The 16685-nt window shown below is 64.1% G+C and carries 11 protein-coding genes and 1 pseudogene; 3 read left to right on the top strand and 9 right to left on the bottom strand.

Features of this window, described 5'->3' with window-relative positions:
• Positions 1-188 precede the first annotated feature (188 nt).
• The 5 genes from CQ14_RS18550 to CQ14_RS18530 all read right to left on the bottom strand — a co-directional run bounded on the left by CQ14_RS18550 (position 189) and on the right by CQ14_RS18530 (position 8000).
• Positions 189-3509 (bottom strand): carboxyl transferase domain-containing protein, encoded by a 3321-nt coding sequence (locus CQ14_RS18550; protein WP_057859274.1) that lies wholly within the window; start codon positions 3507-3509, stop codon positions 189-191.
• A 215-nt stretch (positions 3510-3724) separates the two neighbouring features.
• Positions 3725-5161: an amidohydrolase family protein gene (locus CQ14_RS18545; RefSeq protein WP_057859273.1), complete on the bottom strand. Its 1437-nt coding sequence runs from the start codon at positions 5159-5161 to the stop codon at positions 3725-3727.
• Between the two features lie 125 nt (positions 5162-5286).
• Positions 5287-6312, bottom strand: a complete 1026-nt coding sequence (locus CQ14_RS18540) for an ABC transporter substrate-binding protein (RefSeq protein ID WP_057859272.1) — start codon at positions 6310-6312, stop codon at positions 5287-5289.
• A 48-nt stretch (positions 6313-6360) separates the two neighbouring features.
• Positions 6361-7137: an ABC transporter permease gene (locus tag CQ14_RS18535; protein WP_057859271.1), complete on the bottom strand. Its 777-nt coding sequence runs from the start codon at positions 7135-7137 to the stop codon at positions 6361-6363.
• Positions 7137-8000 (bottom strand): ABC transporter ATP-binding protein, encoded by an 864-nt coding sequence (locus CQ14_RS18530; protein ID WP_057859413.1) that lies wholly within the window; start codon positions 7998-8000, stop codon positions 7137-7139. Before CQ14_RS18530 ends, CQ14_RS18535 begins: the two co-directional genes overlap by 1 nt.
• A gap of 193 nt (positions 8001-8193) precedes the next feature.
• On the opposite strand from CQ14_RS18530, the gene CQ14_RS18525 reads away from it, so the two are divergent.
• The gene (locus CQ14_RS18525) at positions 8194-8946 is read left to right on the top strand and encodes a GntR family transcriptional regulator (RefSeq protein WP_057859270.1); all 753 of its coding nucleotides are present in this window, start codon (positions 8194-8196) and stop codon (positions 8944-8946) included.
• Between the two features lie 92 nt (positions 8947-9038).
• Here CQ14_RS18525 and CQ14_RS18520 read toward each other — a convergent pair whose 3' ends face one another.
• The gene (locus CQ14_RS18520) at positions 9039-9458 is read right to left on the bottom strand and encodes a nuclear transport factor 2-like protein (protein ID WP_057859269.1); all 420 of its coding nucleotides are present in this window, start codon (positions 9456-9458) and stop codon (positions 9039-9041) included.
• Between the two features lie 155 nt (positions 9459-9613).
• Here CQ14_RS18520 and CQ14_RS18515 point away from each other — a divergent pair, with 155 nt between their 5' ends.
• A complete protein-coding gene (locus CQ14_RS18515) occupies positions 9614-10855 on the top strand; it encodes an amidohydrolase family protein (RefSeq protein ID WP_057859268.1) in 1242 nt (413 codons plus the stop codon).
• Between the two features lie 101 nt (positions 10856-10956).
• Positions 10957-12177, top strand: a complete 1221-nt coding sequence (locus CQ14_RS18510; protein ID WP_057859267.1) for a mandelate racemase/muconate lactonizing enzyme family protein — start codon at positions 10957-10959, stop codon at positions 12175-12177.
• A 190-nt stretch (positions 12178-12367) separates the two neighbouring features.
• Here CQ14_RS18510 and CQ14_RS46440 read toward each other — a convergent pair.
• The 3 genes and pseudogenes from CQ14_RS46440 to CQ14_RS18500 all read right to left on the bottom strand — a co-directional run.
• Positions 12368-12502 (bottom strand): annotated as a pseudogene (locus CQ14_RS46440) (GIY-YIG nuclease family protein); the annotation flags it as partial.
• A gap of 40 nt (positions 12503-12542) precedes the next feature.
• Positions 12543-13772 carry an ABC transporter substrate-binding protein gene (locus CQ14_RS18505; RefSeq protein WP_082649942.1) on the bottom strand — a complete coding sequence of 410 codons (1230 nt, stop codon included), beginning with the start codon at positions 13770-13772 and terminating at the stop codon, positions 12543-12545.
• An 869-nt stretch (positions 13773-14641) separates the two neighbouring features.
• The gene (locus CQ14_RS18500) at positions 14642-16684 is read right to left on the bottom strand and encodes a hydantoinase/oxoprolinase family protein (protein WP_057859266.1); all 2043 of its coding nucleotides are present in this window, start codon (positions 16682-16684) and stop codon (positions 14642-14644) included.
• Position 16685 lies beyond the last annotated feature (1 nt).

Raw genomic sequence — 16685 nt, 5'->3', positions numbered from 1 at the left:
CGCCCCTCATCTGCCGTGAGACGGGCGGAGTTATGCGACTGATTTGGGTGATCTGTTAAGCGGAATATTTTTGATTCCCAGGCTTGACACGATTTCTGAAAATCCGAAGTGATTTGCCCGACAAGTCGATTTTCAGATCACTGCCTCCACATCGTCATTGCGAGCGCAGGCTCGCAATGACGGGGAACCTACCACGCATCAATACACGGCCGCTTCTTCGCTGCGCGGGCGTCCGGCTTCGGCACCGAGCGCAGGCCCGCCATGATCCACTGCCGCGTGTCGGCGGGGTCGATCACTTCGTCAATCTCCAGCACCGAGGCGATCGAGACCGCCTTGCCGTTGGCGTAGAGCTCGGCGACCTTGGACTTGTAGTAGTCCTCGCGCTCGGCCGGATCTTCGATGGCTTCCATCTCCTTGCGGAAGCCGAGCCGGACATAGCCCTCCAGCCCCATGCCGCCGAACTCGCCGGTCGGCCAGGCTACCGTGAAAAACGAGGCGTGGAAGCCGCCGCCGATCATGGATTGCGCGCCGAGGCCGTAACCCTTGCGCAGAACGATGCCGAACAGCGGCACGGTCAGGCTGGCGCCGGTCACGAACATGCGCGCGACATGGCGGACGATCGCGGTCTTCTCCGCTTCGGGCCCGACCATGAAGCCCGGCGTATCGCACAGCGACACGATCGGGATATCGAAGGCGTCGCAAAGCTGCATGAAGCGCGCGGCCTTGTCGCCGGCCGGCGCGTCGATCGCACCGCCGAGATGTTTTGGGTTGTTGGCGATCAGGCCGAACGGCTTGCCTTCGATGCGGATGAAGGCGGTGATCATGCCGACGCCGAAATCCCTGCGGATTTCCAGCACCGAGCCTTCATCGGCGAGCAGATCGATGACGTTGCGGATATCGTAGACGCGCAGGCGGTTCTCAGGGATCGCGCGGCGCAGCAGACGCTGGTCCGGCGCCTTCCAGTCGGCGACCGCACCTTGAAAGTACGACAGGTACTTTTGCGCCGCTGATGTCGCTTCGGCCTCGTCCTCGACCAGGATATCGATCACGCCGTTCGGCGACTGGAACGACACGGGACCCACTTCCGCCGGGTGATAAACGCCGAGGCCGCCGCCCTCGATCATCGCGGGACCGCCCATCCCGATGGAGGCGTTGTTCGTGGCGATGATGACATCGCAACAGCCGAGCATCGCGGCGTTGCCGGCGAAGCAATAGCCGGAAACGATGCCGATCACCGGCACAAGACCTGAGAGTTTTGCGAACTGCACGAAGGACGGCCCGTCGAGGCCGGTCATGCCGAGCCGATCGGTGTCGCCTGGACGGCCGCCGCCGCCCTCGGCGTAAAACACCAGCGGCAACCGCCATTGCTCGGCTAGGGTCAGCATGCGGTCGATCTTCTTGTGGTTCATATGGCCCTGGGTGCCGGCGAGCACGGTGTAATCGTAGGCTATCACCATGCAGCGGGCGGCATCCGCGCCGAACTTTTCGGCGTTCACGGTGGCGACGCCGGAGATCAGGCCGTCGGCCGGCGTATTGCGGATGAGATCATCGACCGTGCGGCGGCGGCGCTGCGCGGCGATGGCGAGCGAACCGTATTCGACGAACGATCCTTCATCGACGAGATGGGCGACATTTTCGCGCGCCGTGCGCTGGTCGGTCTTGCGGCGGCGCTCGACCGATGCGGGACGGTTTTCGTCCAGCGTGATGGCGTGACGCTCGATCAGTTCGGCGAGATCGGCACGGATGTGATCGAGGTCGACATCCTCATCCTCGGCGATATCATGGGCGTCGAGTTCAGCCGGTTCAAGGTAGAGGATCGCCTCGTCCTGCATCAGCGTCACGCCGGAGCCGGCCGCGATCTGCAACACCCGGCCGCCATGCGGCGCCGTGACCAGATGCTCCATCTTCATGGATTCGAGCACGGCGATCTGCTGGCCGGGGCGAACGAGGTCTCCCTCCTCGACATCGATCGCGACGATCGTGCCCTGCAGCGGCGCCGGCACCGCGACCGAACCTGCCGGGCCGGTCGCCGATGCCGCAACGGCGGCCGCGAGCGTCTCGTCATCGGCGGCGCTGCCGGATTCGACCAGTTCCGTCTCCGCCGTCGCGTCGGCCTCGCCGACCAGGGCCGCGACGTGCTTGTCGATGAAGCCGGTGCTGAGACGGTTCTCGGCAAAATCCGGATGCGCCAAAATCGCCGCGAGGAAGGAGATGTTGGTGGCGACGCCTTCGATCCGGAACTCGCGCAGCGTCCGCATGGCCTTGTGCACGACGTCGGTCCAGTTACCTCCAGGCGAATGCACGATCACCTTGGCGAGCAGCGAGTCAAAGGCGGCGCTGGTCCGGTAGCCTGAATAACCGAACGTATCGACGCGAACACCCGGGCCGGACGGCAGATCGAATACGTCCAGCCTCCCGCCGGTGGGCTTTGTGCCGCCGGTCTCGTCCATCACCTCCATGTTGACGCGGAGCTGCATCGCAAAGCCGCGCGGCCGCGGGATATAGCCCTGCGCGAGGCCGAGCGAGCCGAGCGTCGCGCCGGCGGCGACCGCAAGCTGCGACTGCACGAGATCAAGGCCAAGCACCTCCTCGGTGACGGTATGCTCGACCTGCAGCCGCGGGTTGGCCTCGATGAAGGCGAACGCCTTGTCGCTTCCCCGGGCGTCGTTGTCGACGAGGAATTCGAAGGTGCCGAGATTGTCGTAATTGGCGGCGGCCGCGAGGTCCTTGGCGGCGTCGATGATGCGCGTGCGCAAGGCATCGTTCAGCGACGGGCTCGGCGCGACCTCGATGAGCTTCTGGTTACGGCGCTGGATGGTGCATTCGCGCTCCCACAAATGGCTGATCGCGCCGTGGTGGTCGCAGATGATCTGCACCTCGATATGACGGGCATTGCGGATGAGACGCTCGACATAGACGCCGTCGCTGCCGAAGGCGGCCTTGGCCTCGGACTGGCAGCGCGCACAGGCCTCTTCCAGCCTGTCCAGGTCATCGACGATGCGCATGCCGCGACCGCCACCACCGGCGATGGCCTTGATCATGACGGCGCCGCCGGCGCCCAACGATTGCAGGAAGGCCTTGGCCTCCTCCAGGCTGGTCGGCCCGCTGGTTCCTTCGATGACGGGAACGCCGCACTGCCTGGCCAGCGCCTTGGCCTGCGCCTTGTCGCCGAACAGATCCAGCGCCTCGGGCGACGGCCCGACGAAAACGATGGTCTCCTCGATGCAGCGCCGGGCGAGCGCAGCATTCTCGCTGAGGAAGCCATAGCCCGGATGAATGGCGTCGCACCCAGTCGCCTTGGCGGCTGCAATCACCGCCTCGATATCGAGATAGGCCCGCGCGCCGCGCCCGGGGATTTCGCAGGCCGCGTCGGCGGCGCGGATATGCAGCGAGTGCGCATCGTCGGCGGAATGGATCGCCACCGTGGCGAGCCCGGCGTCGCCTGCCGCACGCGCGATGCGGATGGCAATCTCGCCGCGGTTGGCGATCAGCAGCTTGTGGAAAGACATGGACGTTCCCGGGGCCCCTCGCGTTTGCGGTCCGAAATTCTCCGGCGCAAAATCGCTGTCAATTCAGATTCTTGTTGCCGAACATGACAGCCTTGCGCGAAATCCGATGCAAGTGGAATTTTGTTCCGCGAAACGGAAATCACTGAAAGTATGCGCGAGGCCGTGTGCGCGCCGGGACGAGGTCCGGGGTGCGCTTCGCTTGAAGGCGCGATGGCCTAGCGGCAATCCAGATGGGCTTCGAACCAGCGCTGCAGCGAGGCCGAAAGCTGTGGCCAGGCGCGCTGAAAACCGGAGAGCTTGCCGGCACTGGCGCGGTAGATGCCGCGAAGTTCCTGCTCGATGGCAGGAAGGTCGACGCCGGTGCAGCGGCCGTCGCTGACGATCTTGCGACCGTCCACCACCACGTCGCGCAACAGCGCGGCGTTGCCGCGCGCGAACAGCAGGTCGATCGGGTCGACCGGCATGATCCGGTCGCGGTCGAGCCGGTCGAGATCGAGGGTGACGAAATCGGCCGGTGCGCCCTCGACGAGCGCGCCGGTTCCCGCTGCGCCTGTCGCCTTGCGGCCGTTGGCGATTGCGAGCGCGAGGAATTCGGACGCGGTCCAGGTTCGCGCAAAACCAAGGCCGCCGTGCATCATCTGCACCAGCCGCATTTCGCGCAGCACGTCGTCGTCCTCGTCGAGCGCCAGCCCGTCGACCCCGACCGCAATGGCGCAGCCGCATTTATGTGCCGCCGCGATCGGGGCGAGGCCGGAGCGCAGGTGCAAATTGGAACTGAAATTGGTGACGATGCGCGCACCCGAGGCCGCGATCATCTCGATTTCGTCGGAACGGGCATGGATGCAATGCGCCAGCGTCAGCCGTTCCGACAGGAAACCGATGTCGCGGAGGTAGCGGACGATGCCACCGGGAAAATGCTGATCCGCCCAGGCGCGCTGATAGATGGTCTCCAGCAGATGCATGTGAATGCGCCGGCCGGTCAGCGCCGAATTTTCAGCCACCGCCTCGAGCAGCGGTTTTGAGCACCATTGCATGCCGGCGGGGCCAAGCTGCACATCGACTTTCGGACCCGCGATGGCCGCAGCAATCGCGTCCGTCAGCTCGATATAGGCCATGGGCGACATCGGCGCGCGGACGAACAGATCTTCGACCGTCTTGCGATCATCGCCGGAAAGCTCCGACAGCACCGGCCTGCTATCACCATACACCACCGGATTCTGGTCGCGGACGGCGAGCGCAAAGGCAATGCGGATACCGACGTCCGAGGCAGCGCGCGCGATCGCCCTCGCCTCATTGACCAGCGGCATCGCCCCACTCGGTCGGGTGTAATGGATCATCATCGCCGCGCATCCAGCCCGCGCCGAGCGCGCCAGCGCAGAGGCCGCGGTCAGATAAGGATCGACCGGCGTGCCGAGCGCGGAGCGGAGGATCCAGCTTTCCAAGGGCATGCCGAGCGCGCCGAAGGACGAGGCGGCCGGGCGGGCATGGTCGTGAGCGTTGACGAAGGCCGGAAGGACGAGCGCGCGTGGGGTCGTGGTGGGCGGCGTGGTCTCGGAGATATCGGTGATGACGCCATTATCGTGCCGCAGCACGACGTTTTCAAGCAGGCTGCGGTCGGAGAACAGGCTGTGTGCGGGAACTTCCGTGGTCATAACAGCACTCNNGTCGCGCGAATGCGCGCCCGATGACAGGCTCCGCGACGAAGCAATCCATCCCTCCCCGTGCAGAGACATGGATTGCTTCGCTGCGCTCGCAATGACGAACGATACACTGCTCGTCAATTCGCCGTATAGACCAGCTCCCGCTCGCTGCGCGGCGGCAGGAATTCGCGGGAGAAGATCTCGGACGGCGCGGGCGCGCGGGCGAGCTGATAGCCTTCGACGATGATGCCGATGGCGCGGGCCATGCGGTCGTCCTTGACGTCGCCGACGCCGATCTCCTTCATCTCGGGCGAGACGATCAGCTTGTCGAAGGAAAACTGCAGGCGGCGCTTCTCGACATCGACGTTGATCAGATTGTCGTAGTTCACCGCCGCTTTCATCCCCGCGTTCTGGTCCTTGGCGATCGCAATCATGCCCTTGTTGACGGCACGGACGAGGCCGGCGACGGCCTTCGGGTTGGACGCCATGAGCTTGCGCGAGACCATCACGCCGTTCGAATAGAGGTCGAGCCCGTAATCGCCGAACGAGAACCATTTGTAGTCCTTGTCGGGGTCCTGGCGGTTCAGCACGAGGTTGAAATAGCTGGTGATGTTGAACACCAGCGCCGCGTCGATATCGCCCTTGATCAGCATCGGCTCCTGCAGGTTGGGCGCCATGTTGGAGATCTTGATCTTCTCGCCTTCCAGCTTGTTCTTGTTGGCGAACACCGGCAACAGCCGCGTGGTCGGCGTGCCCTGCGCGCCGCCGAGCGTGCGGCCCTCGAAATCCTTGATGGTGTTGATGCCGCTGGTCTTCTTGGTCACGATCGCAAACGGCGGCTGGTTCCAGATCTGGTAGACCATCACAGGCGCTTCCTGCGGCTTGGTCGAGGCATTCTGGATGATGGCGTTGACGTCGCCGAAGCCGGCGTCATAGGCGCCTGACATTATGCGCGTCACCGTGGCGCCGGAGCCCTCGCCCTGGTCGATCACGACGTTGAGGCCTTCCTCTTTGAAGAAGCCGTGGTCCTTGGCGTAGAAGAACGCGGCGTCAGAGCCTTGCGTCTTCCAGCCCAGCGTGAACTTGATCGTGGTCTCCTGTGCGCTGGCGGGGCCGGCGAACAGGGCAACTCCCAACAGCGCGGCGCTTACTCTGGCTAACATGGCGATCTCCTCGATTAAGGGTTGGATGACGGTTGGCGGAATCCTGGTTCAGGTCGTGATCACGTCGTTCTTGCGGGTGGCCCAGCCGGTGACGCGCCCTTCGATCAGCGAAAAGATCACGTAGAGCGCGACGCCGAGGCCGGCGAGCACGAACAGGCCGGCGAACACCAGCGGCACGTTGAAATTCGAGGACGCTGTCATCATGACGTTGCCGATGCCGCGATTGGACGCCACGGTCTCCGACAGCACCGCGCCGACGAAGGCGTAGGAGACCGCGACCTTCAGGGAAGCAAAGAAGAACGGCATGGTGCGGGGGAGCCCGACGTTCCAGAGAATGTCGAGCTTGCTGGCGCCGAGTGCCTTCAACACGTCTTCGAGTTCAGGCTCGGTGGTGGCGAGGCCTGTGGCGATGTTGACCACGATCGGGAAGAAGCAGATCGACAGCGCGGTCAAAACCGCCGGCACGGTCCCGGAGCCGAACCACAGCACGAAGATCGGCACCACTGCGACCTTCGGGATCGACGAGAAACCGACGAGAAGCGGATAGGCCGTGTCGTAAGCGGTTTTGGAAACGCCGATGATCGCGCCGAGCACGACGCCGAGGCCGACGCCAAGGACAAAACCGATCATGGTCGTCGCCAGCGTCTGCAGGATGTGCGGCCACAGGATCGGGAATTTCTCGAACAGCGTGGTGAAAACCTGCGACGGACGCGGCAGCACGAGGTCGGACATTCCGGTCATCAGGCAGAACAATTCCCAGGCGAGGAAAAACAGCACGATCAGCCCCGCCGACCAGGCCTTCTGGCGATAATCGAACTCGGACATCAGGCCGCTCCCTTTGTTGCCGCTGTCCTCGCATCGACGATGAAGGCGCGCAGCTTCTGGTTCAGCGCGACGAATTCAGGCTCGAAGGTCATCGCCACCGTGCGCGGCCGAACGAAATCGACACGGCTGTCGTCGAGGATGCGGCCAGGGCGCGCGCTCATCACGCAGATGCGGCTGCCGAGGAACGCCGCCTCGCGCAGGTCATGCGTCACCAGCAGCACGGTCGGCTTGTGAGCGATCCAGAGCTCCTGAAGGATCGACCAGAGTTCTTCGCGGGTGAACTGGTCGAGCGCGCCGAAGGGCTCGTCGAGCAGCAGCATGCGCGGCTCGTGGATCAGCGCGCGGCAGAGATTGGCGCGCTGGAGCATGCCGCCGGAAAGCTGCCAGGGGTAGCGGTTGCCGAACCCCTTGAGGCCGACCTGCTCCAGAAGCGCATTGGCCTTGTCGCGGAATTCGGTCTTGCGCAGTTTGCGGAATTGCGAGCGGAACGGCTCGACGATCTTGAGCGGCAGCATGATGTTTCGCTCGATCGACATCCACGGCAGCATGGTCGGGTTCTGGAACGCCATGCCGACGCGCATCGCGCGCGCCGCGACTTCCCGGCCGCCGACGATGACCACGCCCGATGACGGCTGCACCAGGCCGCTGACCAGCCGCAGGATGGTCGACTTGCCGCAGCCGGAGGGACCGACCAGGGCAACGAACTCGCCGTCGGCGATCCGCAAACTCGTGGTGGACAGCGCCGGCACGGCGCGTGCGCCGCGGCCGAAGGTGACGGAGGCTTCCGACAGTTCGATGGCGATCGGCGCGGCGGCCGCCGGAACCGGCGTACCGGCGAATTCGGAGTGTGGTTGCATGCGCATCATGGCAGCAAGTGCATGCAAGCCGGATGCCAGCGAAACTCGCCTTTGAAATCAAAGGGCTCGCGATCGGCCGCTCAATTCGGCGGATTCCTTTTGTGCAATTTGGCCCTCAAACTGCATGCAATTGAGGCGCACAATTGGTCGGCAATTGTGATAAGAGGCGCCATTCGCAGCACGTCCTAAGGATTCGCCGATGGCGCCCCGTCCCGCCAGCAAGCCCGCCGAACCGTCCGACAAGGTCGGGCTGATCTGCCGCGCGCTTCGCCGCGCCATCATCGAGCAGGCGCTGGCGCCGGGGGCAAAACTGCCGGAGGATTCCCTTGGCGAGCGGTTCGGCGTCAGCCGCACCATCGCCCGCCACGCGCTGGGTCAACTGGCCGCCGAAGGCCTGGTCGAGCTGCGCCGCAACCGGATCGCTGTCGTGGCGACGCCGAGCTGGCAGGAAGCCCGCGATGCCTTCGATATCAGGATCGAGCTGGAGCGCCTCGTGGTGCGCCAGCTCGCCGGCAAACTGACCAAGGCCCAGATTGCCGAGCTGAACACCCATGTCGACGCCGAGGACCGCGCCCGCGACGGCTCCGATGCGGTTTCGATCAGGCTCGCGACGGAATTCCACATTCTGCTCGCCAACATGACCAATAGCCCGATCCTGGTGCGCTATGTCAGCGAGGTCGCCTATCGCTGCTGCCTGACGCTATCGCTCTACAGCCGTCCACATTCGTCGGAATGCGCCATCAACGAGCACCGCGCGATCATTGCCGCGCTGGTCAAGGGGGATGAGGCCAAGGTGATGAGCCTGATGCACAGCCACCTGGACTCGGTGGCCAGCCGGGCGCTGGTAGCCCCTGCCCCGCAGCGCGGCCGGGATTTGCTGGATATTCTGGCGCCCTATGCGGAGGAAGGCGAGCGCGTGGTGAAGCTGCCGAAGGTGGTGCGGGCGCGGTAGGTTTTCTCCGTCATTGCGAGGAGCGATNCCATCTATCCGTTATGCCGCGCGATGGATTGCTTCGCTTCGCTCGCAATGACGGCAACTTCGCCCTACGCCTCGATCCCCCGCTGCACCAGAATCCGCTCGGCGCTGTCGTTCCAGACGTCCATCTTCACGATCTGGCCGCTCCTGACCACGAAGCGGTCGATATAGCGGTTGCCTTCGAACGGCGTGCCGTCGATCCATTCGCCATAGAGCGTGCCGATGCTGTAGACGACGGTCTCCTCCGCTCCGGGGCACACGTCGAAACGGTCCATCTGCTTCTTGACCCAGCGATAGCGCTTTGCGTTGAAGCCGGTCGGCCCGCGCGGATGGTCGAACTCCCGCCCGCCGGTGAAGGTGATGATGGCGCCGGGCTTCATATAGGCGGACGCGGCATCGGGATCGGGGATCATCGACGCCGTGAGATAGGCCTCCACCACCTCGGCATCGGACATTCTCTTGCGTTCGGCTTTGGCGGCGGTGGACATGGCGGGTTCTCCTGATGCCCCGGGGGATACTACAGTCCGGACCATAAACTGCATGCACATATTTTGAACAATTTGGCCTCCAGATTGCACACAATCTGGAGGTGCCCAGTGTCCCCGCTTCCGATAGGTTGAGGCCGTCCCCAGACTGCCCAACGATGAACACGAAAACCGCCTTCGACCTGATCTTCCGCAACGCCACGACCCGGGCCTCGGTTACCCCGGTCGATATCGGCGTCGCCGGCGGGCGCATCGCCGCTATCGGGCCACGGCTGGCCTGCGAAGCCGCCGAGATCGACATCGGCGGCAGGTTGGTCCTGCCCGGTTTCGTCGACACCCATATCCATCTCGACAAGGCCTGCCTGCTCGGCCGCTGCGGGCACAACCATGGCAGCGTCGGTGAAGCTATTGCCGCGGTCGCGGCCATGAAGCGCGAGTTCACGGTGGAGGACGTCTATGCCCGCGGCGCGCGGGTGATCGAGCGCGCCATCGTGCATGGCACCACGCGGATGCGCACCCATGTCGAGATCGATCCGCGCATCGGCTTGCGCAGCTTTGAGGCGGTGAAAACGCTGAAGCGCGACTACGCCTGGGCACTAGATCTCTCGATCTGCGTGTTCCCGCAGGAAGGCCTGACCAACGATGCCGGCGCCGAGGAACTTTTGGTCGCGGCGCTGCGCGACGGCGGCGAAGCGATCGGCGGCTGTCCCTATATGGACACCGACCCCAACGCGCATCTCGAGAAAGTATTCGACCTGGCGCAGGAGTTCGACATCGATGTCGACCTGCATCTCGATTTCGATCTCGATCCGTCGTGGTGGCATCTCGAAGAAGTCTGCCGGCAGACCGAACGGCGCAACTATCAGGGCCGCGTCGCGATCGGCCACGCCACCAAATTGTCGGCGCTGCCGCCGGACCGGCTGAAGGCGGCGGCGGCAAGGCTGGCCACATCCGGCGTTGCCGTCACCGTGCTGCCGGCGACCGATCTCTATCTGATGGGGCGTGACGCCACGCACAATGCACCGCGTGGGTTGACGGTGGCGCACAAGCTCGTCGAAGACGGCGTCATCTGTTCGGTCGCCACCAACAACGTGCTCAATCCGTTCACGCCGTTCGGCGACGCGTCGCTGCTGCGGATGGCGAACTTTTACGCCAATGTCGCGCATGCCGGGATCAGCGAGTTCGAGGCATGCCTCGATCTCGTCACGGAACTGCCTGCGCGGCTGATGAACCTGCGGGACTATGGCATCGCGCCGGGCAATCCGGCTGACCTGATCGTTCTCGATACCGACAGCGGGACGAATGCGATTGCGGAATTGCCCGATGTGCTGATGGGATTCAAGAACGGGCGGCAGGTGTTCGAACGGCGGAAGCCGACGCTGTTTCGGCCGGAGGGCTAGCGCATTCCGGCCATGCGGGCCATGCGCTGCCCTGCAATTGACCTCCCCGCCGTTCCGTTGTTGGTATCAGCCAACAACAACAAGCCCCGGGGCAGGAAATCATGAAAAAGGCCACGACTGTACGCAGCGTCGAAACGCTCGCCTGCGACGCCGGATGGCGGAACTATCACTTCGTCAAGATCACGACCGAGGACGGCATTGTCGGCTGGAGCGAATATGACGAGGGCTTTGGCGCGCCCGGCGTGACGACGGCGATCGAGCGGCTTGGCGCACGCGTCGTCGGCAAGAACGCGTTTCAGCACGAGCGGATCTATGTGGAGCTGTTTGCGGCGACGCGGCCGGCCGCGGGCGGCGTGGTGGCGCTGGCATTGGGCGCGATCGAGAACGCGCTGCTCGACGTCAAGGCCAAGGCGCTCGGCGTGCCCTGCTATGAACTGCTCGGCGGCAAGATCCGCGACCGCATCCGGGTCTACTGGTCGCATTGCGCGACCTGGCGCATCAACCATCCCGACTGGTTCAAGCCGGCGATTACCAGTCTCGATGGCGTGAAATCGATCGGGCGCGAGGTACGCGAAAAGGGCTTTACGGCGATGAAGACCAACATCTTCGTCTACACCGAGGGCAAGCCGCAGGGCTGGCGGCCGGGTTTCGGCTCGCCGTTCGAGCCCGAGCTCAATGTCGACCGCACGGTGCTGCGCAATCTCTGCATGCACCTGGAAGCGATCCGCGACGGCGCCGGCCCCGATGTCGACCTGCTGCTCGACCTCAATTTCAATGCCAAGACGGAAGGCTATCTGAAGATACTCCGCGCCATCAAGGACATGGACATGTTCTGGGTGGAGATCGATACCTTCAACCCGCAGGCGCTCGGCTACATCCGCCGCCAGAGCCCGCATCCGGTCTCATCCTGCGAGACGCTCTTGGGCCTGCGCGAGTTCCTGCCCTACTTCAACGAACAGGCGATGGACGTCGCGATCGTCGACACGCCCTGGAACGGGGTGTGGCAATCGATGAAGATCGCCGCTGCCGCGGAGCATTTCGAAGTCAACGTCGCCCCGCATAATTTCTACGGCCATCTCTGCACCATGATGAACGCGCATTTCTCGGCGGCGGTGCCGAATTTGCGCATCATGGAAACCGATATCGATCGCCTCGCCTGGGAACATGAACTGTTCACCCATGTGCCCGAGATCGTCGACGGTCACCTCGTGATGCCGGATCGCCCGGGCTGGGGCACCGAGCCCAACGAGGAAGGCCTGCGCGCCCATCCGCCGAAGAGCAAGGGCGGGTTGCTGAATTACGGGCAGGCCGGGAAACGATAAGTAGAGCCCGTCATCCTGAGGAGCGCGGAACGCGCGTCTCGAAGGATGAACGGCCACCGGCCGTGCCGCTCATCCTTCGAGGCTCGCTGCGCTCGCGCCTTCAGCCACAACGGCGAAGCCGTTGCGCGGGGATGACGGTGATAGAGCTGGTCGAACCGACCGTCACCATGCTCAGCCTTTCAGCGAAGGATCATTTTTCGGTGTGTTTGCCAGACTCTCCTCGGCGTTGGGCCAATCGACTAATAGCGGCCCAATCCGACCGTATCAACGCTTCCTTCTTGGCGCGGCTCCAACCCTTAATTTGTCGTTCAGCCGCAATGCCTTCGCGGCCTCCTCAGGGTGACGGGGATGGTATGGCGCTCGCCTCACTTATCGCCCGGCCTCGCCGCAAACGCGCTTTCGATCACGTCGCCGATCGGCTGCCAGGCATTGCCGTCAAACTGCACCAGCCGCATCTGCTTGATCGGCTGGAAATCGGTCGGCCCGGTATTGATCGCGATGCCCGGAAATGCGATCGGGCTCTGATATCCCTTCAGCGAAGCCGCCTGCCGCATGATGTTCTCGCGCGACAGGTCGTCGCCGCACTGGGTCAAGACCTGCGCCAGGGTCGCCGCCGCCGCATAGCCGAAGATGGCGTTGCCATCCTCCTTGTCGCCGTCGGGATAATATTTGTCCATGAACGTGAGCCATTCCCTGATGGCGGAATCTTCCTTCCAGGTGGCGTCGCCGGCATCCTTCAGGAACGAGGTGGAGATCACGCCGACGGAATTCTGAAGCCCCGCTGGCCGCAGCGCGTTCGCGATCGACGCCGCTGCGTTGACCAGCAGCAGCACGGGATGCCAGCCCAGCTCGGCCGCCCTGCGGATCGCGCGGGCCGAGATCGGCGGCGCGCAATTGAGCACGAGCACTTCAGCGCCGGAGTTCTTCAGGATCTCGACTTGCGTGTCGATCGACATATCCGCGTCGATGGCGATATCGGCAACGATCATGTTGGCCGTGAAGCCGAGCCCCTCCTGCAATCCCCGGAACAGGTCGCGGCCGAACTGATCGTTCTGCCAGAGCACGGCAATCTTGCTGCTCGGATAGGCAGCCTGGATGTAATTGGCGTAGATCCGGCCCTCGGCCCGGAATGTCGGCTGCCAGCCCATCGTCCATGGAAACCGCTTCGGATGCGCCCACTCCTCATCGCCGGAGGCGACAAAGAGTTGGGGGATATTCTGCTCGTTGAGATAGGTTCGCGTCGCCAGATTGCTCGGCGTGCCGAACGAGCCGAACATCAGGTGCACGCGCTCCTGCTCGACCAGCTCATGGGTCTGCTCGACCGCGGTTCTCGGGTTTGAGCTGTCGTCGCGCGAGATGAATTTGACCTTGCGCCCGTTGATGCCGCCGCGCTCGTTGATCATGTCAAAATAGGCGGCTTCCGCCCGGCCGATCGAAGCAAACGCGGCCAGCGGGCCAGTGTAGGGCATGATGTTGCCGACGCGGATTTCAGTGTCGGTCACGCCGGCGGCGCGGGCCGGCTGCACGGTGGGAGCGACTGCCAACATTGCGACGACGAGACACAGCGCAGTTGCGGCTTTTGTTATTATTTGCATCAACATGCCCTCGAACGCCAAGCCACCACGAGCTTGTGACGCCACCCAGCGCCGCCGATGATAGCGCGGGAAATCAGGTTGTTGAAATAAAATGTTGGGTCCGCCTAGGGTGAGCAAAGGCGCGTTTGCGCCGTGCCACCATCGGTCTGCATCGGTAGCATAATGGTGGGCACGCCTCGCTTTGCCCACCCTACCTCAGCTGCGCAGCCCGCATGAGCGAAGCCGCATGGTAGCTTTGACGCCGGATATCGCTTCGCTCATCCGGGCTGCGGGCGCTGCAATAGCACATGCCGCCGTTTTCATAAAAAGAGACGTTGCGGTTCCGGTGTCTTTGATGTCCGATATGCGCTCAACAGCGGCGCGAACTCGAACGTCGCAGGATATCCGAGCTGCGTCCAGGCTGTGTGTGGCAAGGAGGTCGATGCATGAGGATAGCGATCGTAGCTTTGGGTACGGCCCTGGCCCTGTGTAACCTGGGCACGTTTAGTGCCACAGCGCATGCGCAGACGACCCAGGTCGTTCAGGAAAGGCCCGTCATCAGGGTGCCCATCGTAAGACCGGCTCCCTACTGGGACTACAATATTGTTCCACGATATCGTTATCGGCCTGAGGACGACCGGGTCGATCCATGCGGCGGGCCCGTAGTGCCGGTGATACGCTATGGACCACAAGAGGAAACCGTTCCGTTGTGGCTGGCGAACGAATTGGGACTTGGCCGTATTCATGGTCGAGATTGGCCGTGTAGGGGCCGAAACCGGTAATGCNACCGATTGAGCTGCCGTGTAGGGTGGGCAAAGGCGCGTTTGCGCCGTGCCTANCCATCGGTCCGCATCTGTAGCACAATGGTGGGCACGCTTCGCTTTGCCCACCTAGCGCAATTCGATATCCAGCCAGCCCAGCGCATTGACCGTGACGCGGTCGCCGGTGTCGACCAGCACAGTCGTGGTCTCCGCTTCGATGATCGCAGGCCCCATCAAGCTGTGCCCGGGCTGCAGGTCGTCGAGCGCATAGACCGGGACTTCGCGCCAACCGCCGAAGAAGGCTTGCCGCCGGCTGCGCGGCGTGCAGGCCGCCGACGATGACGCCGGCTTTGCATCCGAATCCAGCCGCGAGACTTCACCTACCGCCGCGACGCGGGCGTTGACGAAGACAACTTCCTGGCCGCGCGAGGCGTAGGTGTACAATTCCTCGTGCCTGACGTGAAAACGGTCCTCGATCCGCTCGACGAGATTGGCGGCGTTCCAGTCGAGACCGCCGAGCGAGACGTCGATCTCAAAGATCTGCTCGCCGTAGCGCATTTCGGCGGAACGCTCGATTGAGACCGGGCTGTTGAACCATGAACGCAGCCGGCCGGCGGCCTGCTGCTCCAGCCCGGCGAACAGCTCGCACACCTCGTCGGCCGTGATGCGCGCGGCGGCGCCGTAATGGGTACGGCTTACTTCATAGCGGAGATCGCTGGTCAGCATGCCCCAGGCCGATAGCACCGAGGCCACCGTCGGCACGATGATGCGCTTGATCTCGAGTTCTCGCGCCACTTCCGCCGCGTGCAGGCCGGCCGCGCCGCCGAAACTCAACAGCGCGAAGCGTCTCGGATCGACGCCGCGGCGCAACGTCATCAGGCGGATGCCGTCGGCCATGTTCAGATTGATCATGCGATAGATGCCGGCGGCAGCCTCGATGCGCGACAGTTCCATCGCGGCGGCGATACGATCGACTGCCGTTTCCGACGCCGCGCGATCGAGCGTGCGCTTGCCGCCCATGAAGGCTGAGGCATCGAGATAGCCGAGCACGACATTGGCGTCGGTGACGGTCGCGGCCTCCCCGCCATTGCCGTAGCAGGCCGGGCCCGGCACCGAGCCCGCGCTCTCCGGCCCGACCCGCAGCGTGCGGCTGCCATCGACGCTGGCGATCGAGCCACCGCCCGCCGCGATGCTGGCGATGTCGAGGCTGCGCAGCGCGATGCGCTGGCCGGCCAGCATGCCGTCGGCCGAGAGCGACGCCTGCCCGCCAGATATCAGCGAAATGTCGGTCGAGGTGCCGCCCATGTCGAACGGCACCAGATCGGGAATGCCGACCAGATCAGAACAGCGCCGTCCGCCGGACATGCCACCCGCCGGTCCCGACAGCACGGTGCCCGCGGCGAGCCGCGAGGCTTCCTCCACCGGCGCCATGCCGCCATGCGAGAGAACGACAAAGAGACTGCCCTTGAAGCCGGCCTCGCCGAGCCGCGTTTCGAGATTGGTCAGATAACGGCGGACGATCGGCTCGACATAGGCGTTCACGATCGTGGTCGAGACGCGCTCATATTCCTTGATCTGCGGCAGCACTTCGCTGGAGCGCGAGATGCTGATGCCGGGCAGCGCCTGCTTCAGCCGTTCGACCGCGGCGAGTTCGTGAACGGGATTGAGATATGAGTGCAGGAAGCAAACCGCAACCGAGGTCGCGCCCGATCGCCTGATGCCGGCAATGGCGTCGTCGAGCGACTTTGGATCGAGCGAAATCAAAACCTCGCCGCTCGCCCGGAGCCGTTCCTTCACGCCGAACCGCAGGTCACGCGGCACCAGCGGCGCCGGCGGCGGCGAGCGCAGGTCGTAACGGTCGGGCTTGAGTCCCTCGCGCATCTCGATGACGTCGCGATGGCCTTCGGTGGTGATGAGTGCAACCTTCGCGCCCTTGCGCTCCAGCAGCGCATTGGTCGCAACCGTCGTGCCGTGCACGAGGCGGTCGGTCGCGGCGAGCATTTCCGCACGCGTGACATTGAGTCGACGCGCGAGTTCTTCCAGCCCCGCCATCACGCCGATGGATTGATCCGCCGGGGTAGACGGCGATTTCGCAAACACGGTTCGCCCGCTCTCGTCGGTAGCCACGAGATCGGTGTAGGTCCCGCCGACGTCAACGCCAATTCTGAACATG

The organism is Bradyrhizobium lablabi (assembly GCF_001440475.1).
Taxonomy (GTDB): Bacteria; Pseudomonadota; Alphaproteobacteria; order Rhizobiales; family Xanthobacteraceae; genus Bradyrhizobium; species Bradyrhizobium lablabi.
This window is presented reverse-complemented; position numbering and strand designations above follow the sequence as displayed.

Coding starts and splice junctions, on each gene's coding strand:
- CQ14_RS18535 (WP_057859271.1), bottom strand. CDS start 7,137: ATGTCCGAGTTCGATTATCGCCAGAAGGCCTGGTCGGCGGGGCTGATC.
- CQ14_RS18530 (WP_057859413.1), bottom strand. CDS start 8,000: ATGCGCATGCAACCACACTCCGAATTCGCCGGTACGCCGGTTCCGGCG.
- CQ14_RS18500 (WP_057859266.1), bottom strand. CDS start 16,684: ATGTTCAGAATTGGCGTTGACGTCGGCGGGACCTACACCGATCTCGTG.
- CQ14_RS18545 (WP_057859273.1), bottom strand. CDS start 5,161: ATGACCACGGAAGTTCCCGCACACAGCCTGTTCTCCGACCGCAGCCTG.
- CQ14_RS18520 (WP_057859269.1), bottom strand. CDS start 9,458: ATGTCCACCGCCGCCAAAGCCGAACGCAAGAGAATGTCCGATGCCGAG.
- CQ14_RS18510 (WP_057859267.1), top strand. CDS start 10,957: ATGAAAAAGGCCACGACTGTACGCAGCGTCGAAACGCTCGCCTGCGAC.
- CQ14_RS18550 (WP_057859274.1), bottom strand. CDS start 3,509: ATGTCTTTCCACAAGCTGCTGATCGCCAACCGCGGCGAGATTGCCATC.
- CQ14_RS18525 (WP_057859270.1), top strand. CDS start 8,194: ATGGCGCCCCGTCCCGCCAGCAAGCCCGCCGAACCGTCCGACAAGGTC.
- CQ14_RS18505 (WP_082649942.1), bottom strand. CDS start 13,772: ATGCAAATAATAACAAAAGCCGCAACTGCGCTGTGTCTCGTCGTCGCA.
- CQ14_RS18540 (WP_057859272.1), bottom strand. CDS start 6,312: ATGTTAGCCAGAGTAAGCGCCGCGCTGTTGGGAGTTGCCCTGTTCGCC.
- CQ14_RS18515 (WP_057859268.1), top strand. CDS start 9,614: ATGAACACGAAAACCGCCTTCGACCTGATCTTCCGCAACGCCACGACC.